The organism is Neobacillus sp. WH10 (genome assembly GCF_030123405.1).
In the GTDB taxonomy this organism is placed as follows: Bacteria; Bacillota; Bacilli; order Bacillales; family Cytobacillaceae; genus Neobacillus.
The window spans coordinates 701883-722960 of sequence record NZ_CP126110.1 but is presented as its reverse complement, the minus strand read 5'-3'; the positions used below and the strand labels follow the sequence as shown (position 1 = coordinate 722960).

General features: G+C 39.7%; 14 protein-coding genes. 4 read left to right on the top strand and 10 right to left on the bottom strand.

Annotated elements, in window-relative coordinates; all coding sequences use genetic code 11:
* Positions 1–211: 211 nt before the first annotated feature.
* The 4 genes from QNH20_RS03360 to QNH20_RS03345 are packed head-to-tail and all read right to left on the bottom strand — an operon-like array spanning position 212 to position 2919.
* Complete coding sequence (locus QNH20_RS03360) at positions 212–928, bottom strand: hypothetical protein (protein ID WP_283921522.1); 717 nt, start codon at positions 926–928, stop codon at positions 212–214.
* Positions 925–1662, bottom strand: coding sequence for a hypothetical protein (locus QNH20_RS03355; protein WP_283921521.1), 738 nt, complete (start codon positions 1660–1662; stop codon positions 925–927). Before QNH20_RS03355 ends, QNH20_RS03360 begins: the two co-directional genes overlap by 4 nt.
* Positions 1640–2542: an ABC transporter ATP-binding protein gene (locus QNH20_RS03350; RefSeq protein ID WP_283921520.1), complete on the bottom strand. Its 903-nt coding sequence runs from the start codon at positions 2540–2542 to the stop codon at positions 1640–1642. The genes QNH20_RS03355 and QNH20_RS03350 overlap by 23 nt, the downstream gene beginning before the upstream one ends.
* Positions 2539–2919 carry a GntR family transcriptional regulator gene (locus tag QNH20_RS03345; protein ID WP_283921519.1) on the bottom strand — a complete coding sequence of 127 codons (381 nt, stop codon included), beginning with the start codon at positions 2917–2919 and terminating at the stop codon, positions 2539–2541. The genes QNH20_RS03350 and QNH20_RS03345 overlap by 4 nt, the downstream gene beginning before the upstream one ends.
* 176 nt (positions 2920–3095) lie before the next feature.
* Between QNH20_RS03345 and QNH20_RS03340 the strand changes: the two genes are divergently transcribed.
* Positions 3096–4316, top strand: coding sequence for an MFS transporter (locus QNH20_RS03340; RefSeq protein ID WP_283921518.1), 1221 nt, complete (start codon positions 3096–3098; stop codon positions 4314–4316).
* Between the two features lie 79 nt (positions 4317–4395).
* On the opposite strand, the gene QNH20_RS03335 is transcribed toward QNH20_RS03340, so the two are convergent.
* Both QNH20_RS03335 and QNH20_RS03330 read right to left on the bottom strand, forming a co-directional pair.
* The gene (locus QNH20_RS03335) at positions 4396–5823 is read right to left on the bottom strand and encodes an alanine/glycine:cation symporter family protein (RefSeq protein ID WP_283921517.1); all 1428 of its coding nucleotides are present in this window, start codon (positions 5821–5823) and stop codon (positions 4396–4398) included.
* Positions 5824–6174: 351 nt separating this feature from the next.
* Positions 6175–6768, bottom strand: coding sequence for a biotin transporter BioY (locus tag QNH20_RS03330; RefSeq protein ID WP_283921516.1), 594 nt, complete (start codon positions 6766–6768; stop codon positions 6175–6177).
* A 303-nt stretch (positions 6769–7071) separates the two neighbouring features.
* Between QNH20_RS03330 and QNH20_RS03325 the strand changes: the two genes are divergently transcribed.
* Together QNH20_RS03325 and QNH20_RS03320 are read left to right on the top strand one after the other, a co-directional pair.
* Positions 7072–7878 carry a GNAT family N-acetyltransferase gene (locus QNH20_RS03325; protein WP_283921515.1) on the top strand — a complete coding sequence of 269 codons (807 nt, stop codon included), beginning with the start codon at positions 7072–7074 and terminating at the stop codon, positions 7876–7878.
* Positions 7879–8204: 326 nt separating this feature from the next.
* Complete coding sequence (locus QNH20_RS03320; RefSeq protein ID WP_283921514.1) at positions 8205–10607, top strand: M14 family metallopeptidase; 2403 nt, start codon at positions 8205–8207, stop codon at positions 10605–10607.
* Between the two features lie 229 nt (positions 10608–10836).
* Here QNH20_RS03320 and QNH20_RS03315 read toward each other — a convergent pair whose 3' ends face one another.
* The 3 genes from QNH20_RS03315 to QNH20_RS03305 all read right to left on the bottom strand — a co-directional run bounded on the left by QNH20_RS03315 (position 10837) and on the right by QNH20_RS03305 (position 18340).
* Positions 10837–13218 (bottom strand): M14 family zinc carboxypeptidase, encoded by a 2382-nt coding sequence (locus QNH20_RS03315; RefSeq protein WP_283921513.1) that lies wholly within the window; start codon positions 13216–13218, stop codon positions 10837–10839.
* Between the two features lie 316 nt (positions 13219–13534).
* A complete protein-coding gene (locus tag QNH20_RS03310; RefSeq protein ID WP_283921512.1) occupies positions 13535–17482 on the bottom strand; it encodes a discoidin domain-containing protein in 3948 nt (1315 codons plus the stop codon).
* Positions 17483–17881: 399 nt separating this feature from the next.
* Complete coding sequence (locus QNH20_RS03305; RefSeq protein ID WP_283921511.1) at positions 17882–18340, bottom strand: OsmC family protein; 459 nt, start codon at positions 18338–18340, stop codon at positions 17882–17884.
* A gap of 310 nt (positions 18341–18650) precedes the next feature.
* Between QNH20_RS03305 and QNH20_RS03300 the strand changes: the two genes are divergently transcribed.
* The gene (locus QNH20_RS03300; protein ID WP_283921510.1) at positions 18651–19187 is read left to right on the top strand and encodes a ribonuclease H-like YkuK family protein; all 537 of its coding nucleotides are present in this window, start codon (positions 18651–18653) and stop codon (positions 19185–19187) included.
* Positions 19188–19256: 69 nt separating this feature from the next.
* Here the strand turns inward: QNH20_RS03300 and QNH20_RS03295 are convergent, their stop codons facing one another.
* Positions 19257–20717, bottom strand: a complete 1461-nt coding sequence (locus QNH20_RS03295; protein WP_283921509.1) for a PAS domain-containing sensor histidine kinase — start codon at positions 20715–20717, stop codon at positions 19257–19259.
* Between the last annotated feature and the right edge of the window lie 361 nt (positions 20718–21078).

Below are 21078 nucleotides of genomic sequence, written 5' to 3'. Positions count from 1 at the left end.
TATACCCCCTAAAAGACCAAATATCAAAATAATTCGTATTAATTCGAATATAACTCTCATTCCACGGCCCTCCCTTTCCTTGTATATTAAAATTAAACGCCCCATACAAGCAACTTTGGAGATGGTTACTTTTGTTCGGTCCCTGGCAACGAGAACACAAACCTGTTCGTGGCTTTTACCTTTAGCAGAGCCTATATTTTAATCATTACCATCACTCAACATAATTCAGGTTTATATTGGTTTTGTCGATTAGTTCTAGGTCTTTTGGGATTCGCAGGTACAAGATGCTTTGGCCCTCGGAAAAATGGGAGTCATGTCCGAAGAAATCCTCTTCGGTAAATTGCTTTACGGAGAAAACGTTTGTAAACTCTGAGAATTTAATTTTACTTTTCTTTGGATTCCTCAGTAACAGTCCATCCTCCGCTAATTCCAGACCCGGAGGATTAGCGAGCTCTGTAATATCCATCCCATTCACGCTTGATCTTGTTTGATAATAGGCAGCTTCGATTTTTCCATCATTATGATTCTTTCTTTCGACAACGACTGATGTGTTTAAGTATTCATCTTGAATTGCGGCTATGTTAAGCTGTTGCCCGTTGTAATCGAAGTTCCACTTTTTTCGCAGAAATTCACCGCCCTCGTTAGCAATTTTCCCAGCAAGCGCTGTATCATATAAAACAGTGCTTTCTTTTTCAAGTACCTTGGTATCTACCTTTTTCCATTCGTCTACTATTTTTACCGGGTGGACAGTGTCCAAAACGACACAGATCAATAAGACCGCCACGTATCCGCTGAATATCCAGCAAACGCGTTGACTGTAAGAATATTTTCCTTTCCTGTATACGTTTTTATTCACGGCTCTAGCTGTTAAAACTGCCAAAGCGATGACGATAATAGCAGTAATTAGCAGAGGTACCATCAACATCATCCTCTGACCTCCAATCTATTGGACAACACAAATGCGCCAGAAAATAACAATCCTGCAGTCACGATTATTTTCACAATAAATAAAACGAGCGATGACTCGGTAAAGAAAAATTCAAATACGCTTGCGACCGTCCCCGTTTTTCCGCTAAGTCCTTCGAGAATCAATGCCCCGAAAAAGACCGCCGGTAACAAGACAGTGAATACTTTACTAATCTGGACAAGCGTTCCGACCAAATAGCCTAACGCACAAAATAGGAAGACGTATAGAGTAGTAGATAATATTCCCAAGAGCAATTCTATTGGCGCATCCAAAATCGTCGTGGTTTTAAAAAAGTAATAGATAATCACTTTTAATAAATAGGACGACAGCATCGCTGTAATCCCGCCAACGACACTTGTAGTTAGTAAAAAAACTGCATTTGATAGATTACTGCTGACACGATTGGCCACAAATACGAAGTCATCGTTTCGATATGCCTTTGTGGTAATAAGGATAGCGGTAATAAAACCCCATAGCATCGTAAAGGCCACAACTAAATCAGACGAAAAATAATTGACTTGTACTTCAACATTCCCTCCGCTGCTGCCCATACTCCCCACACCGTTCATTGAGAATAAAACGGCTAACAATTGGAGGAAAATCAGTGACATAAATACCTGGCTGTATGCCTTTAGCTTAAAAACATATTGTTTTTTCACCACGTCGATCAGACTAACCTTTGTTAAAGACATCATCAATTCCCCCTTTCGTTTTGCTAGTTAAATAGACACATAGGTCGCTTGAGGTAACCGGTGTAAAGTCGATTCCGGCATTGCGAGCACGCTGCCATTCTGTTTCGGAAAAATGATTCCTAACAACAACGTACGACTGATCAATGCCGATGCTTTTTGTATAAATGACCTCTGCGTTCTGTGTCCATTCATCAATAACAGTGGTTTTCCCTTGAAGCCCAATTGCCCATTCCTTCAAAACGTCAACTGGCAAATGAAGAATTTCTTTCCCCTCTTTTACAAGTAGAATATCTTCAAGTAAGTCCTCAATTTCACTTAGATGGTGACTAGAAATAATGATGGTACGAGGATAGGCAATGTATTCCTTGAGTAAGGCACGGTAGAAATCCTTTCTTACTGCCGCATCCATCCCTGAAGTCGGTTCATCGAGTATCGTTAACGGAACACGGGCAGATAAGCCTAAAATCATGTTAAACGTACTTTTCATCCCTTTTGAGAGCCCGTTATAATGCTGCAGTGGGTTTAAGGAGAAATAATCCAAAAGGCGATCCGCCAATTCATGGTCCCAATTTGGATAGAAACTGGCCGCCGTCTCAAATAATTCCTTAAGATTTAAGGCTGTGGGAAGATTCATTTGGTCATGAAGGAAAATGACATTGGCTGAAACCTGCAGACTGTTAAAGGGCTTTTCAGAAAAAACCTTTAGTTCACCAGAGGTTTCTTGTAACAACCCGGCGATAATTTTTAGCAGTGTTGTTTTCCCGGCACCATTCCTGCCGATGAGACCAGTAATTTTATTTTCTTCTATTTTGAAGGAAAGATTGTTTAACGCTTTTGTTCCACCATACACTTTCGTCAATCCATTGCACTCGATTACACTCATTTCTCTGCCTCCCTTATATCAGCCGTTTTGATCATTTCGATTAATTCCTCTTTACTTACCTGCAGCCGTCCCGCTTCTAGGACAATTTCCTGTACTAGCCGTTTCAAGGTTTGATTTTTTCGCTTTGCTAGGATCATTTCTTTGGCACCGTTTGATACAAACATCCCAAGCCCGCGCTTTTTATATAAAATCTGCTCATCCGCCAAAATATTCAGCCCCTTTGCTGCCGTTGCCGGGTTAATATTAAAAATCTCTGCAAGCTGATACTGGGAGTATATCTTTTGATCACTTTCGAAATTACCGTTCAATATTTCATTCTCCAGCCACTCTGATAATTGGATATAAATCGGTTTCGTTCCGTCCAGATTAAAAAGCAAGCTTTCTCCACCCCCTTACATAGTGCATTAGTGTTGTAATGTAGTATATTATATTTGGAAATAAAAAACAATATTATTTTAGTATTTTTACAATTGCCTTTTTCTTTCATTAATTTGAATATTATTGTATCTTTGGTATTATTAAGAATTGCTTGAGAATTGAGGGCTTAGTGAGTATGTGGAGAAACAGAAATGTTTGGATTTTATTAACAGGGGAATTTATTGCTGGTCTCGGATTGTGGCTGGGTATTATCGGTAACTTGGAATTCATGCAGGAGAAGCTGCCTTCAGATTTCTTCAAATCGCTTCTTTTAGCTGGTGGTCTGCTGGCTGGGATTGCCGTTGGACCTTCTGCTGGCAGGCTTACTGATCAAATGAGTAAGAAAACGGTAATGCTCATGGCTGGGTTCGTGCGGGCATTTAGTGTCATCTTTATGCTCATTGCCATTGCTACAGGCTCCATTTGGTGGATGGCCGTATTCCTAGTCTTGGTTCAGATTTCAGCCGCGTTCTATTTTCCGGCATTGCAAGCAGCACTGCCACTGATTGTCGCAGATAAGGATTTGCTTCAGCTAAACGGGGTTCATATGAATGTCTCAACGCTATCAAGGATCATTGGAACGGCAGTTGCCGGAATTCTGTTGGTGATCATACCTTTGTCATTGCTTTATGTCGGTTCGCTTGTGGCATATTTCGGTCTGTTTATCTTAACCTGGTTTTTACAGATTGATGAAAAGCCAGGAATCAAGACGGCTATGCAAAGCACTCTAGAAAAAACTAGTTTCAAGGATGTTTTTCCGATTATCAAGGGACTTCCGATTGTTTTCATGACACTATTGATGACGCTCATACCTACTATATTTCTGGGGGGCTTCAATCTTATGGTCATTAATATTAGCGAAATTCAGGATAGTTCTGCCATTAAAGGATGGATCTACACAGCAGAAGGGCTCGCTTTTATGCTCGGGGCTTTTTTCATCAAACAAATCAGTTTTAAGCTTTCACCTTACATTATTTTGTTTACTAGCGCCATAATAATCGGCATTGCTCAGATGCTGCTTTATTTTGCATACATGCCATTATTGACCATCTTGGCTTTTTTATTTTTTGGTTTTTCCGTCGGCTGTTTTTTCCCGACTGCATCCACTATTTTCCAAACAAAGGTACCAAAGGATTTTCACGGCCGTTTTTTTTCCTTCCGTAACATGCTAGACCGCATTACCTTCCAGGTTGTCCTGCTCTTTACCGGTTTCCTTTTAGATCTTATCGGCTTGCAGCTCATGTGCGTTCTATTCGGGATTATATCCATTATCATGACTGCCCTTTTCTTCATCAAACACAATCGGCATCGAGCAGTCGAACAAAACAACAGCACAAAAGCATCATCCAATGGATGATGCTTTTGTGCAACTGTCCTTCTCACAAGGACACTGTCCATAAGTGGTGCCTGACACCCTTACCACTATTAACACAATATTAGCCTAGTTTTTTCATTTGGTCTTCTTTTGTTGGGGCGTTTTCCCATGCTTCTACGTTTTTAAGTCCTTCTATATTGGAGGTGTAGAATACTGGGTTTTGGCCGCTTGCCTTTTGCGTTTTATAATCGGCTAGGGCGGCGAAGGCGAATTTTCCTAGTAGAATAATCGCGATCAAGTTAATAATTGCCATTAGTCCCATGAATAAATCGGCAATGCTCCAGACAAAGCTCAACTCTGCTAATGAACCGAATGCAACCATTCCAACAACAGCCACACGGTATATGTTTAGAACAATCTTGTTATTTTTAATAAATTCAATATTTGATTCACCATAATAGTAATTCCCTACAACAGAACTGAAGGCAAATAATAATACGATGAAAGCAAGGAAAATACCTGCCCATGACCCTAATGACCCCTCAAGGGCATTTTGCGTTAAGATAATACCGTTACTCTCTTTAGACGTATAAAGTCCTGATAAAAGAATAATAAAGGCAGTCGAGCTGCAAATAACGAGGGTGTCGACAAATACCCCAAGAGATTGAATCAATCCTTGTTTAACAGGGTGGCTGACATTTGCCGTTGCAGCTGCATTCGGCGCACTACCCATGCCTGCCTCGTTTGAAAACAGTCCGCGTTTAATTCCGTTCATCATCGCAGCGCCAATTGCTCCCCCGGCCACTTCTTTAATGCCAAAGGCACTTTCAAAAATCAACTTAAAAACGCCAGGAAGTTCAGATATGTTTGTTACCATAATATATAAAGCTATTAATATATAAGCACCTGCCATGATTGGAACCATCCACTCAGCCACTTTAGCAATCCGCTTAAGTCCTCCAAAAATGATAACTGCCGTAATAACTGACAGACCAATCGCAATTGCCGTTTTATTGAACCCAAATGAATTGTTTAACGAGCTTGTAATTGTGTTCGCTTGTACGGAGTTAAAGGCAAGTCCAAATGTAAGCGAAATTAAGACCGCAAATGTAACTCCCATCCAGCGGGCATTTAACGCCTTCTCCATATAATAGGCGGGGCCGCCTCGGAAGGTGTCACCATCTTTCACCTTAAAAATTTGCGCCAGTGTGCTTTCTACAAATGCGGAAGCCGAGCCGATTAAAGCGATTAACCACATCCAGAATACGGCTCCTGGTCCGCCAGTCGTGATGGCAATTGCTACCCCCGCAAGATTCCCTGTTCCTACACGTGAAGCCGTACTGATACAAAAAGCTTGGAAGGATGATATCCCTTTCTTATCACCCGTTGCCCCTTCACCCATTAGGCGAAACATTTCTCCCACCATTCGGAATTGGACAAACTTTGTACGGAAAGTAAAATATATCCCTGACCCTATTAATAATATAATTAGAACATATGACCAAAGTAATGTATTTGTCCCATTTACGAAGCTTTCGATTATTTTCATCTACTCATCCCCTTCTACCTTAATTTTTTATATACTGATATAAATTAACAAATTCACAGAAATATGACAATGTATGAACTTTCCAGCGAATAGATGCTCGATTACTTTTATGAATTAAAAAATGCCAAAATGCCCTTGTTAAATCAAGTCAGTGAACATAAAGAAAACTCGCCGATTGGCGAGTCTTAAGGCGAAGACAGAGGCATAGTTGTACTTATGCCGATACGAAAATTATCCTTTCCTATCAGCTAATAAAAGAAGCAGTCCAGCCGCTTCTTATTATTATAGTGTCAGCACCAAATTTCGTGTCCACCCCACGCGGACAGTGTCTTTTTGTGGTGCCTGACGCCATTAGGAAACGCGCTTTAAATGTTTGAATTGTCCTTTTGATAGGACGGTTCTCTCCAAGCGATGAGCCATTATTCCCGCTAAGACGGCTAGGACGATATCCTTTGGCAGCGGTGCAACCATCCATAACCATGCCATTTTGTATGTAAATCCTTCTGGTGCTGCTGCCCAGAATTTATAAGCAAAGTACATCCAGTTTGTCCCGAAAAGGTAGTTTACGACCATTCCGATTAGAGCAGCTATGATAAAGGCAGCCATACTTTTCTTCTTCTCGACAATTTTTCCAATAATAAAGGCTGTGAAAATATAGGAAATAATAAAGCCGAAGGTAGGCCGGAAGATGATGGATGGCCCTCCGATAAAATCAGCAAAGACTGGAACCCCTACTATACCTACTAACATATAAACAATCATTGCAATAGATCCTAAGCGGCTGCCCAAAATGGCTCCTGCTAAAATAGCAAAAAAGGTTTGCAGTGTAATCGGAACCCCGCCAACATGCAAAAAAGGAACAATAGTAGCAATGTTTGCACCAATTGCCATCAAGGCCACAAACATTCCCGCAAGTGTTAAATCAAGTGCCCTAAACTTCTTCATCTTCTTTCTCCCACCCTAAAATATAATTGATTGTTATAAATCTAAAATAAATGTTAGGACACGACATTGTCAACCTAAAATAATATTAGTTAACAATAGAACCCAAAAAATTTAGGAGATGAATGCTCTGCTTCTTTCAATCAAACGTTTCATTAATTTTTCACCATGAATACCACTGAAAAAATTTCCTTCTTTAATCAGTAAAACTTTTCCACATTTTTTCAAAGAAATAGACTATCATGATAATTAGTAAAGCCCTTTTCATGAAGCGAAAGAATTCAATGACCGTTGAGGAGGCTGCAAATGAATAAAGAAAAGATACTTGAGCTTTTTAATAAGCATTTACGAATTGAAATAACCTACCCAGGTTCTCTTAGAGAAAGAACCAATACAGTTATACGGCAGATTTCATCTACAAACGAACCCGGATCTGTAATCTATTCGGAAATGAATGAGACAAACGTCGATACTGTAATTGAAGAACAGATAGCCTATTTTGCACAATTAAAACAATCATTTGAATGGAAGGTTTTCGATTACGACCAGCCGATTGACATAGTGGAAAAATTGCGATCTCGAGGCTTTTCCATCGAAGACCAAGAAGCTCTGATGGTAATTGATTTAAATGAGAGTGAGCATTTTCTTCACATTCCTGCTCAGCCAGAAATAAAGCAAATCACAAATGAACAGGGAATATGGGATATTATGAGGCTTGAGGATGAAGTGTGGGGAGCAAGTCACCAAGAACTGGGCGAGCGGCTTTTAAAGGATTTTCAAAATGATTCGGTCCACTTATCAGCATATGCTGCCTATGTGGATGGAAAAGCTGTCAGCGCAGCATGGATGTACCTACATAAAGACACACCTTTCGCAAGTCTATGGGGAGGTTCAACATTATTGGAATTCCGGAAAAGAGGTTATTATAGCTCGTTGCTTGGAATCCGTGCCCGTGATGCAGCAGCAGCAGGCTATCAATTGCTAATGGTCGATGCCAGCTCCATGAGCGAGCCCATTCTCCAAAAACATGGCTTCGTCTGTCTGGCACGCTCAACACCTTGCATGTCACCTGAAAACCAGTGTCACAATAGAATGATGGAATCCCACAAGTAATAGAACAACTTTCCTTTTACAAAACTACACAGAAAGCAACAAAAAAAACAGCCAATCACCTATTGACTATTTTTGGATAGTATTATGGAATAAAATCTAGTAATTTTACACTTCAAAAATTAATAGAGTAATAGAGTTTAACAGGCCTTTTTAAATAGGTGAAACAACCTATGCTTTAATATACAAAAATAAAGTATTATATCTTCCCAATAAAATTTTTGTAGAGCGAAATTTAATCTGCCCCTGATTTTACGACACAATATCAAGAATATTCAATTTACAATAAGCTTGTATTAAAATTTGTTGTAATTTGGGGGTGCAGTTTTTTGGCAAAAACAAAAAAACAGAAATGGAAAAGGAATCTATTGGTTATGACTACCGTAACCGGACTGGGGTTCTCCACATTTTACCCAGGCCTTAGTATTCCGGCTAGAGCGGTCGAACAGCCTGACCAGCCGATTCCTAAGGAAGAATCTGTCTCAATTGTTCAACTAGTAGTACCGAATGATAAGGCCAAGGACAAGCTTCTCGAGCTTGGCATAGACCTTACCCACAGAATCGAAGAACACGATGGTGTCTATGAAGTGGATGCTGTTGTTACACCATCAGAAATTGCCATGCTAAAGACTTTTGGTATCAATGTAAAGGATACTCTAATCACAGAAAACCAATGGAATGCACGAGTGGCAGAGCGGCAAGCTGCTGTTCAGCTGCAAGCGAATCTGGCTGCGTCTGAGGATACACTTAAAGTTCTTCGAGCAAATCATTTTACCAATCAATCCGCCACCTTCCTGTATCTCGAAGTGAAATCGAGCGCCGGAGCAACAGCAAGCACAGCCCTTAAAGCAACTTGGACCGAGAACGGCGAGGAAAAATCCGCCACACTTTCTAGATTGGTAGATTACGGTGAATATTTATATCACTATTTGCTTCTGCCAGTTAGCGCCATTCCTTCATCCGTCAAAATTGAAAGTAATCTTGGCGGAACAGCTGTAAGCTCTGTTACTGAATGGCTAGGCCAGGAACCGAAACATCCAAAAACAGATTATGTCACGGATTTTGTTGACCACTATATGGCCCCAAAAGAATTATATGCACGTGCTGAAAAACTAGCAAAAGAATTCCCTAATTTAGTAGAAATCATTGACATGCCAACCAAAACAAACGGATACAGACGTCTTGCCCAGGCAACCATTGGCGGCACGACCAATCTCGCAGTCGTTGTTTCCTCAAAAGCATGGGGGTATCAGGGCGGTAATGATATATCGGTAGAATTCAAAAATCCTGGAACTAATAATGCACCACTAAAAGTGACTGTCGATGGTAAAAAGATTTTAGTAGATTTAGCTACTGATTCGTCTGGCAAACCTACAAGTACTGCCGCACAAGTGGTAAGCGCACTAAATGCCAATGCTGGCCAACTTATCACCGCGACTACATATCGCGGCAATGCTGGAGCTGGTGTTGTTGCACCAGCGACCGCGAAATTAACGGACAACCTAAACGCACCTGCGGATGTTTCCCGTGATCCTTTCACGGTCAAGGCAATCCGAATCGGGAAGCATCGTGACGGTTCCAAGCCAGGTGTCCTTGGTTACGCTCAGGAGCATGCCCGTGAATGGGTGACACCTCTCGTGACCATTGAAACGGCGGAACGACTGCTGCGAAACTACAACCATGATAGTGAAACAAGAAAACTTGTTGATAACCTGGATATTTTCCTAGTTCCATCTGTAAACCCTGATGGTGCCAATTATAGTTTTTTTGATTACAATATGCAGCGCAAAAATATGACAAACCACTGCAGTCCTGCCGAAGCTGATCCAGGATACCGTAATTCTTGGGGAGTTGACCTTAATCGCAACCACTCTGTCGGCTCCGCATTTGATGGCTATATCGGCGCATCGATAACAAATTGCCGAAGCGAAACTTACGCCGGTCCATCTGAAAACTCTGAACCAGAAGCGAGAAACCTTGTCTGGCTTGCTGACCAAAATCCAAACATCAAATTTGCGATGAATATTCATAGCTATGGCGGCTACTTCATGTGGTCACCAGGTGCTTACGATGCAAAACGTACAACCCTGCCACGTCCGTCTGCTGGGGAAGAAGCCTTCTATTGGGCAGCATCTGATGTTATCTTAAATGACATACAGGATCACCGCGGAACGGTTATTCTTCCAAGCCGTACCGGCCCAATTCCTGATGTACTGTACTCTGCTGCAGGCAACTCCGCAGACTACCTTTGGTATGAAAAAGGGATTTACGCTTGGAACTTCGAAGTAGGGGCAGATTTATGGAATAAGGATACGAAAAGATGGCAGGCAGTTGGCTTCCAGCCATCATTTGCAGAAGGTCATGAAGAAGCAATGGAATTTTCTAACGGTTTAATCAGTTTGATTAAAGTAGCCTATAATAATGCGAAAGACCATCAGAGGCCTTCCTCCAAAGCAACACCTGGAAACGGTAAATACACAGGCCCAGTTGATGTTAAGATTGAAACAAGTGAGCCAGCCACCGTCTATTATACACTTGACGGCAGCCGCCCTACCTTCCAATCAGCTAAAATCAGATTAAGCGGAACCCGCGAATTTGCAGAAACGTTAAAAATTGAAAAAACAACAACCATCAATTATTTCGCTGTGGACTCCGCCGGAAACATTGAAAAGAATTACAATCCATTAGGCAACGGGAATAACTTTAGCTCTGCAACCATTACAATTAAATAACCGGCAGAAAGGGGTTGGCCTTAGAAGGTCAGCTCTTTTTCTTTAGAAGCGTTGAATTTGATAGCATTTCTACTATGCCTCTGTTAGCACTTTTCAAAATAAACTCTCTACTACAAGAAAAAGCCTGATTCATTGCAGAACCAGGCTCTTTCTATCATATTATTTTTTAAAAAATTTAATAGGCTGACAAAACGATTTGCTGATAAACGGCCGGTACTATGCCAGCCTTTTATTTTTCAAAAATTGCATTGGATAACAGGCGGAACAGGTAGTCCGTATGATCACGGAAGCCTGCTTCTAAACCAATCAAGGTTACGTCTTTATCCTGCTCTTTGACCATAACTGCCTGACCTTTGGCAGAAGCGTTATTTCTCCAATGTCCAGCTACGAAGAAATCGTTACTGTTATCATAAGTTGCGACTACTTTATCGTTTCCAGTATTGGTATACCATGCTGGGCGATAGACAAACCCAAGATCATTCTGACCATAACCGGCAGTTAAACTAGTGCCTTCATAGTTAACCTTCACAATTCCGTTACTATTAGATCCTCCCACATTAATGGTGTCATCTGTTAGTCCGAGGGTTTTCGTGGCCTGTGATGCACTTGATCCTACTGCAATATATTTGCCACCGTTGGCAACAAAGTTCGTAATGTTCGCTTTCAACTTAGCTTCTTGTGCCTTGTCACGTAAACCAAATTCCTTGTTTGCCTCGCTTAAGTTTGAGGATATCAAGGAAGCTGTGCCACTATAAACAAAGACATCAAAACCGTTAACTCCGTTTTCTGCTACTTCAACCGGTGACACTTCGGTCACATCGAAGCCAAGTCGTTTCAAGGCTAACTTTGTCCCGCTGTTAGACTGGACTTTCCCCATTCCGCCGTCCTTTAAAATAGCTACTTTTAAACTTGATAATACCGTTGCATCAGCCGGTACTTTAGAGATGCTTTCAATCTGCAAGCCAGATGCTTTCACAGCACTTGATATAGTATTGCCTGCTGCTTCTGTGTAATAGTTGCCCTTAACATCACGTTTAACTTCGACACCTTGTTTAAGCAGCGTATTTACTAGCTCGATGGATTTGACAGAGCTATTCGGAATTAAGAATGGACCTTTGCCGGATACGGATCCTTGCTCGGCAATTTTGTTTACTTTTGTTGTTGTCACATCAATAGAACTTTGTGTCGCCACTGCTTTAAAGCCCCAAAGTTCCGGTAAACTCCATGCTGAAATATCATACATCGCAGCAGTATCGTTTGTGATGTCTTCTCCGTCCCAAAGCATGGTGTTGGCTAATCCCGCCTTGGCCTGATCCATCTTAACGATGTACGTTCCTTTAGGATATGATTTTCCATCTACGACAAATGCTTTCGGTGCTTGAACCACTTCAATGTCATTATTAATTAAATGATTGACAGCTTTTTGCGTTACAGTAGGGTCTTTTTCATCAACTGGAAGGATATAGGCTTTAGGGAAAAAACCATCCTTATGGAACGGATGATCAAAATTAATCCCACGTTTAAACATTTCAATTTGGTCCGTAATCATGGACTGCTTGTTCTCTGTAGCAAAATTAAGCGCACCGATAATGGCGTTATACATCCAGCGGACGCCGTCCCAATCATTCGTTGGTGTTTCTAAAGTATGTCCATATGCACCATGGTACATCGCATACATAGGCGTGAAGATTGGCGGATAATCATCCCATCCGTCCTGATCATTACGCTGTGGAACGTAAACGCCTTTCATATTTTGATATAAACTATTTGATGAAAATTTATCCTTTTGGCTCATTATCTGAGCTTCCATCGCTTCAGCCTGTTTATAGGCCCACTTGTTATATAAATCATACTCGTAGTTTGGATTATGCGGCGGTGTACATGGTTCAATTAATCCCTGTAGGTTTGGCGCATAGTTTTTCACGTATCCATGCGTATCAAGAAATACCATCGGGTTCCATTCTTTAATAAGGTCAACAGTTTCTCTTGTTTCTGGCTGGGATTGTGTAATAAAATCACGGTTCAAGTCAATTCCTTCGCCATTAAAACGAGTGGCATCGACACGTCCGTCCGGGTTTTGCACGACGTTGAATATAAGGATGTTGTTGGCGAGGATATTTTTCGTCTCTTGGTCATTTTCTGTTGCAAAACGTTCAATTAACTGGAGGAGAGCGTCGGTCCCAGCGAATTCCGTGCCATGGATGGAACCATTGATCATGATTGGAACTTTAAAGTCCGGATTATCCACAATCCAATCTTGAGCTTTTCCCGGGTTTTTAAACATTTGCTTTCTTAAGGCCTGGATTTTTCCAAACTTTCCTTGCGTTGTTGGGTCAGCAATCGTAACGACATATAGAGGATGTCCATCCGCTGACGTACCGCGAACTTCAACTTTAACACGGTTAGACTGTTTCTCGATGGCTTTCAATTTTGTACCGATTTGCGAGAATTTCACAAAGTCATAGTTTTCACTATTAAACTTACTACCATCCTGTTCTTCATATACATTGACGTTTGTCCATTTTGGACCCTCTGCAAATCCTGCTGTCCAAGGAACTGCAGTTAATAATCCTACTGCTAAAATACCGGCAGCCGCTCTCTTTTTCTTCATTCAACATCCTCCGTTTTCTAATAATTATTAATAGTATGAATATTCACAAACTAATTTCATTTTAATAGAAAACATATAAAATTCCATCAGACTTTTATCCTATACATTAATAACTATCATTAGATTAGAAGAAACAAACTTTGTAATTAACACGAAAAAGGACTTGGAGATTATCCTTGTCCCTTAACATGTTGTTATATGAAATATGGATTTGATGTCTTTTTGGATTATCTACTCCAAAAACTGTCCTGCTTAGTGGTCAATATTTCTTCCTTTTCAATTTAAACTCTATTATACTTCACAATGTTTTAGGTAATCATGGCAGATCCTTATTCACCACAAACCAAATGTTATTTAAACCATGGCCTTTAGTATCTCCTGGAAGGTAATCTTTTTGATAGTAATACAAAGGGTATCCTTTATAGGTTGTTTGTTTTTGGCCATCTTTCCTTGTGATTGTCCCAAAATCTTTTGATTTGTATCCGTCTGTCGTCTTGATCGTCTCTTGATAGAACGGCTGCCATTCTGCAAGACATTCATCAGTGCAATAGCTAATATCTGGAGTATCTTTACTAGAATAATAAAGCGTGATTCCACTCATGTCCGCCAGATATTTCCCAAATTTATCTGATTTTAGAACTTGTAGTTTCTCATGTTTATCGGTGATTATTTTTGATTTGAATTCAGAAATGGCCATATTTAATGAAGATATTGCCTTTTGAACTGCTTCATTTGTTAATGGTAATTGAGCATAAATCTTCTTTGCTTCCTCAACACTGGAACCGAACACAGCTTTATCAGCTTCATTAAATTGTCCTGCTTTATTCCCAATTTCTCCACCCTTATAAATACTTTCAGCCAATTCAATGGTTTCTTGAAGAGCTTTCATGTTTCTTTCATCCTGTACAGGAATTGATTGACGGAGCTGCTCTAACTTATTCATTAAGGCTGAAACATTCGAATCAAATTCATAAGGATACATCGTTAATAATGTCATGACTTCTGCCCTAATAGCATCGTCTCCTCTGTCAAGATGATATAGTTGTAAACCATCTTCCACTAATGCTTCATACTTACCATAATCATTTGTTTTCCCGTACACTTCAAACTCAAAGAAACAGTAGCCCCAGCCCGTAGCTCTTTTGATACCTTGAAACTTTACATATCGTGCTTTAATCGGGGCAAAAGTAGACTCTTGAAGCCCCTCTTTCCCGTGAAAAACCCCATCATTTGGAAGAACATTTATCCAATTTTTATTATCATTTGAAACTAGGATCTTATAAGTTTCTGCATAGGCCGTTTCCCACTGGATAGAGACTTTGCTAATCTCCTTTTCTTCCCCTAAATCAACGGACCACCAAGCAGAATCCGCGTCTGGCTTTTGATAATCTGAAGCCCACTTGGTACCGCTTTTTCCATCAACTGCAAATTCCGGCCCAACCCAATCTACCTCTGAATCTCTAGCATATGCTTGTTTATTTAAGGCGTAATTGACATCCCCTAAAATGTTGATGGTACGGTTGTAAATACGCAAATTATCAATACTTCCCTTAAATGCGTTAGATGAACTTCCTATTTTTTCAAGTGGTAAAACAAAGGTAGTTTGCTTCTGTTCTGTATATTCATTCCCGTTAATATATAAGGTGGTTTTTTCGTTGTCACCCTTTAATAGTATATTTGTCCACTTATCATAAGGAAGCTTATAATTAAATTCTTGGCTGTAATTTTCACTTGAGAGAACAATCTTATTCTTTGAGATTTTTAGTTGACTATTCTTCGAGTCTAATAAGATGGCATTTTCAGGGTTGTCTTGGTCAGGTTTGATCCAGAAGGAGGTTGTCCAGCCGAAACCTTGGTTTTTTAAACCCGTTTCCACATAACTACTTCCGCCTTTAAGCTTTAATCCTTTATTCAATTTTCCTTCCGTGAATTCGGTATTCTTTGGAGTACCGTGATAATTGTTTCCTGACGTATCCTGAAGATTATCATCAAACGCATATTGAATAATGTTTCCATCTTTATTATTCGTATTTATCTGGTGGGATAAGCTCGTATTTGGTGCCTCACCAATAACGGAAGCCAAACTGCTAAATTTCGTAAAATCCTGTTTTGTTTCGCCTCCGTTCCACATTTTCTCTGCCAGGACTTGAACCGCCGGTAAAATTCGATCGTGAGAATCGGCCATGGTAATGCCCTTTGGATAAGAAACATCATTCCAAAGAGCAAACATCGCTCCCTTTAGCTGCGGGTGCCCGTATGGTAATGTGGAATCATGAAACTTATTCGCTTCCCAATTTTCATATAAATTCTTTCCATCAAGGTAATCGTGGTAATAACCTGCTTTAGGAACAATATAAAGATTCGCGTCATCGGTGTTAATAATATTATACCCTTGGTCTATCATTTCCCCCGGCTTCGAAAAACCAGTACTCCAAACATTCATCGTAGTGTTTGTATCAACCGGAGTTGTTCCCTTATATTCGGTGAGCCCGCCCCATATTAATGGATGTTTCCCTTTTGCGTTAATAAATTTTATCAGATGGTCCATATACGCCCTGAAATCTTCCACGTCCTTCTGTGTTGGCGTGTGATATTCGTCCGTTCCTATATGAACGTCGGGACCGATAAAGGTAGGGTTCGGGCCATCGATGTATTCACTGAATAAGCCTTCGACAAATTGGATGGTCTTTGGTTTTGTAACATCCATCCCTCCATGTCCATTTGCCAGCTCTTTGTCATAATTAATGAAAGCCCCAGAATGCCCAGGTGTATCAAACTCTGGAATAACATTTACCCCATAGTTCATTCCTAATTGTTGGAGACTGCGAAATTCTTCTTTTGTATAATGCTCCGGACTCGCGAGCCCTGGAAAGCGCTCACTTTCAAGTCTAAAAGCATACGTGGTGCCATCCGCAAATGGGCTCCACACATCATCATTCAAGTGAATCTGGAAATTAGACATTTTATACCAAGATAATAGTTTTACATAATCACGTAAAAAATCGATCGTGTAAAACTTTCTAGCAACATCCAACATGAACCCTCTCTCTTCATTTGCTGGATAATCTCTACTGATTCCTTTTGGAATGGTTGTTTGATTCTGCTTTAAAATTTGCAATGCAGTCCGGGTTCCATAAAATACTCCATCCACTTGAGCAGATGTTATCGTTATGTAATCGTTTACATCGAAGATATATCCTCCGCGTGTTAAATAGCTTAGGTCTTTATCCAATGTTAGATAAAGGTCTCCCTTAACAGGAGTTCCATAAACAACATTTAGCTGAAAGCCATTCACTTCTTTCAAATCCTTTGCTGTTTCTTCTGCTGCTGTTTGTAACTCATTTTTAAAGGAAGGATTCACGACAATTCTAGAGGAATCGGTTAATTTAAACTGGCCTTCATGCCCAAACCATTCCCTTAAAGATGGTATCACTTTAGGTTCCGGATTAGCACTTTCATTTGCTTTATATTGACCTGGTACATTTACAGCTATATTTTTCGTAATGCCATAAATTGAAGGGTTCTCTTTATCTTCCACTTTAAATAATAGATTGACTGTCGTATCCACAAGCGGTTTATAGATTTTGCCGCTAAGATCGATGACAGGTAGCTTATCGCTGCCAAATAAACTAATTTTATAACCTTCCGGCATCTCTGGCAGAGTTATTTTATTCGAATCAGCAGTTAAATCGGGAATGGAGGTAATGCTGTTTACAATTTCATTTATTTTACTATAACCATAGACTTCGAATTCATAAAAAGCATAGCCGAAAAGCTGCCCTCTAACCGGTGTTCTTTCAATACCTTGAAACTTCACAAACCTTGCTTGAGATTTATCAAGTTTAATAACTTCTTCTTTTTCACTATAATCCTTACTATCAAGAACTCTATTGTCCTTAAAGGCATTCTCCCATGTCTTCCCATCATTTGAAATCAGTAGTTTCCACTTTGTAGCTGGAGCATCTCCCCAGTGAATGACAACCTGATCTAATTCAGATACCGCTCCCAAGTCCACATACCACCAGGAATTGTCAGCATTTGGGTTCATCCATCCCGGTGCAGACGACCACTTCGTATTAAGATTACCATCCACAGCATATTTAGAAGACACATAGTCTACTTCATGGTCTGAGTCAACTGTCGGCATATTTAGCGCTAAATTTTGGTTATTAGCAGCATAAACCTTAGTAGGTGGAATGCCCGTCATCACCATACTCATTAACAGGACAAAGACACAAAATACTGATACAATTCTTTTTCTCATTTCTTATCCTCCTTTAATAAATTTGTAACCAAAAACCCAACCCATTAAATAAAAAAATTTATACAAAAAAGGCATGGAGAAATAATAAAGGATGTAAATCCTCCATTATTACCTCCATGCCTGATCGTATCAGTCACATGAAATCTAATATTTTCCTTTATCTCCATGATACCATGTTTCGACACCAACACAATGCCTTTTATGAAATTTATCTCTTTTTTGTATTTTGTTATATAATTAACCTTTTTCTGGTCTAACGCAGACGATGATTTGTTAAGAAAAGCGTAAGGCGCCTGACTATCGGCGACAGGCATAAGAAGGGATAAAAGGTGTCAGTTCCCCGTTGTGGTAAAGTAGCGAGGGAGCTGACCCCAAAAATCGGAAATTAGTTTTTTGTTTTTACACACAGGCCTTTCTTGGTTCTAAAATAATCTCATTTAATTTAAGGTTCACTGGGTTCGCGATAGTATCTCCAACCGGACATGTCTTTTCAATAAACGCTACAAACTCTTCAACTTTTTCTCTAGGTGCATCCGTTGCAATATGAAAGTTAAAACGAATATCAGAATAACCGCGACGAACATCAGATTTATTCATAAAGCCATCTGTGTCAAGATCTCCTTCCACATCAATCCATAGATCATCAAATTCTATTTTGAACTTTCTAGCATACACACGAGCTACGATGGCTTGGCAAGCACCTAATGCTGCTAGAGTTAATTCTACAGGATTCATACCCGTATCCGTTCCGCCTAATTCCTTTGGCTCATCAATGGTTATCTCGAAATTACGAGATTTAGCTTTAACTTGAACACCCTTCTGTAAATGAGCAGCAGCTTTAAAGGTTGTCATGGGCATAGTTCATTCACCCTCCTATTGTGATGTAATTTCACTTCTTAATTTTTCTATCTACACTATAAATATAAGCGCTTTCAATTTAATAATCTATGGATATATTGTGAAACATTGAGCAAAACAAGAAAAATTGTTTCAACTTGTGCTTTTGCTTTTGCGGATGTCATGCCAGATTGAACCTCTTTTTCAAAAAGGTACTAAGACCAAAAAACGAATTTTCATCTTTTGCACGCCAATTATCCCCTTTCCATAAAATATCGTAAGAGCGAAAAAGATATTTTCCAACCCAAAGGGAAAGTTGTGATGCTTATCTATGAGGAATTCCCCGGCTTATCACCATTCGTTTCAAAATCTTCAGGAGAATGGACTGTCGTTCGAACATGTCTTTGAACGGATTGTTACATTTATGAAAGGTAATCCAAAGGGACATTACCGTCTTATGGTGGGAACAGATTCACAGGTTCATAAATCCCAGACCACGTTTATTACTGGAATCGTGATCCAAAATGAAGGAAAAGGTGTATGGGCTTGCATTAGAAAAGTGAATATTCCCAGAAAAATGACCCATTTACATGAGCGAATCTCACTTGAACTTTCACTAACAGAAGAGATTGTTTCCATGTTCACCGAGGAAAGAAAAAATGAGTTAATCAATATTATCCTTCCACATCTTTATGAGGGGGCAACATTCACAATGGAAGGACATATCGATATCGGGGCAGGCAAGCGCAACAAAACAAGTGAATTCGTCAAAGAAATGGTAACAAGAATCGAATCCATGGGAGTAGAACCGAAAATCAAACCGAATGCCTTCGTCGCCTCCAGCTATGCAAACCGTTACACCAAATAAGGGTGTCAGGCACCACAAAAGGACAAATGTCCATGAGTGGTGCCTGACACCCTTATTACGATATCCATATTATATATATTTCAATTCTACCTTTACGATGGTGCCCTTGCCGAGTTGGCTTTCAATTTTCATGGTGCCGTTATGTTCTTGAATGATTTTGTTGCTGACCGTTAGACCAAGTCCAATTCCTTTGTCCTTGGTGGTGTAAAATGGTGTTCCCAAAAAGTCCATGAGCTCCGTGTCGATTCCAATTCCTTCATCGGAAAAACTAATTAATACTCTTTTCCCCTCTATTTTTTGGACATCAATATGGACGGTACCGCCGTGCTGCATAGATTCAATAGCATTTTTTAAAACATTTACAAAGACTTGTTTCAATTGGTGCGGGCTGCAAAGTAAATCGATCTCATCTGTATGGTAGTGGTTTATGATTTGCACATTATGTAGTAATGCTTGTGGATGAAGAATTTTAACCGTGCTTTCCAAGATTGTATTTAGACTTTCCACCTCAAATTGAATGGCTTGAGGTTTAGCGAGCGACATAAATTCATTGACAATCATATCAATCCGGTCCAGTTCATTTGTGATAATCGATAAATAATCTTCTTGCTTTTCTTTATCAGTTGTACCTTTCAAAAGTTTGGAAAAACCTTTTAATGAAGTCAAAGGGTTTCGTATTTCATGCGCAACCCCGGCAGCTAATTGCCCGATAATTGAAAGACGGTCTAAATTACGCAGCGCATCATCATTTTTTACCCTATCAGTAATATTTCTGCCAACCGTCACAAAAGATTCAATCTCATTTGTTTCATTATAAATAGGAGACATAGTTGTCTCGGAAACAATTACTTCATTGCTCTCAGTTCTAATTTTTGTCTGAAACAGCTGAGGCTCACCCGTTTCGATTAGTTTTTGATAAGCGCTATCGAAATGTTCTTTATCCTCAGGTAAAATAAGGTCATATACTGTTTTGCCGAATAATTGTTCCGGCGTATACCCAATCCCTTTTTCATGTGAGGGAGAAGCATAGATAATTTTTTTATCATATGAATAAAGCTTGATCATATCTGCTGTATTTTCCGTAATTAATCGATACAATTCACGCGTTTTTTTTAATTCTCTTTCCATATTTACTCGCTCTGTAATATCACGATAAAGGGCGAATATGGCAATTATTTCTCCCTGCGAATTTCGGAAAGGAGAATAAGAAACAGCTATATCAAGAATGGTGCCATCCTTATGGCAGCGCTGCGTATTAATATTATGAAAGGTTTTGCCTTGTTTTACTGCTTTTACAATCTCTATCACCAATTCAGACATTGGAAATTCGTCGAATCTTCTTCCCAAAACATCTTCTTCTGTATAGCCAAATATTCTGGTATACATTTGATTTATTCGAATAAACCGATTCTCCATATCGACAATACAGATTCCATCAGCCGTACAATTAAGAAAAAGATCAATTAATTCATCAGGATTATAGACAACCGTTTCATTTTCTTTTCCAAAAATCGGGAAACACTTCGCCATAGAGATCTCTCCAAACACATCAATAATACTATCAATTTCCATTTTACAGAATTTTTCAGTAAAGGAAAGAAGTATTTTTAGAATGGTTTCTGGTACCAAAAAAAGACACTTTTCCACCGTGTGTTGGCATTCTTTTGACGTACAAAAAGCTTTGGCCATTACAACCATAGATCCTACGGAATCTAATTGGATAGCCTTTACTATAGAAGAGGACAGGCAGGATCAGAATAAAACATTAGAGATTAATATTGGAGAAGCAACTATACGGTTAAGCCAGGTTTTAACCCGACATTCCACACAGATGTAGTCTGGATACTAAAAGTACTATTCTACAATATCTCATGCCGGGCGTACCAAAAAA

Coding starts and splice junctions, on each gene's coding strand:
- QNH20_RS03330 (WP_283921516.1), bottom strand. CDS start 6,768: ATGAAGAAGTTTAGGGCACTTGATTTAACACTTGCGGGAATGTTTGTG.
- QNH20_RS03315 (WP_283921513.1), bottom strand. CDS start 13,218: ATGAAGAAAAAGAGAGCGGCTGCCGGTATTTTAGCAGTAGGATTATTA.
- QNH20_RS03300 (WP_283921510.1), top strand. CDS start 18,651: ATGAGGAATTCCCCGGCTTATCACCATTCGTTTCAAAATCTTCAGGAG.
- QNH20_RS03310 (WP_283921512.1), bottom strand. CDS start 17,482: ATGAGAAAAAGAATTGTATCAGTATTTTGTGTCTTTGTCCTGTTAATG.
- QNH20_RS03355 (WP_283921521.1), bottom strand. CDS start 1,662: ATGATGTCTTTAACAAAGGTTAGTCTGATCGACGTGGTGAAAAAACAA.
- QNH20_RS03335 (WP_283921517.1), bottom strand. CDS start 5,823: ATGAAAATAATCGAAAGCTTCGTAAATGGGACAAATACATTACTTTGG.
- QNH20_RS03305 (WP_283921511.1), bottom strand. CDS start 18,340: ATGCCCATGACAACCTTTAAAGCTGCTGCTCATTTACAGAAGGGTGTT.
- QNH20_RS03350 (WP_283921520.1), bottom strand. CDS start 2,542: ATGAGTGTAATCGAGTGCAATGGATTGACGAAAGTGTATGGTGGAACA.
- QNH20_RS03295 (WP_283921509.1), bottom strand. CDS start 20,717: ATGGCGAAGTGTTTCCCGATTTTTGGAAAAGAAAATGAAACGGTTGTC.
- QNH20_RS03325 (WP_283921515.1), top strand. CDS start 7,072: ATGAATAAAGAAAAGATACTTGAGCTTTTTAATAAGCATTTACGAATT.
- QNH20_RS03360 (WP_283921522.1), bottom strand. CDS start 928: ATGATGTTGATGGTACCTCTGCTAATTACTGCTATTATCGTCATCGCT.
- QNH20_RS03340 (WP_283921518.1), top strand. CDS start 3,096: ATGTGGAGAAACAGAAATGTTTGGATTTTATTAACAGGGGAATTTATT.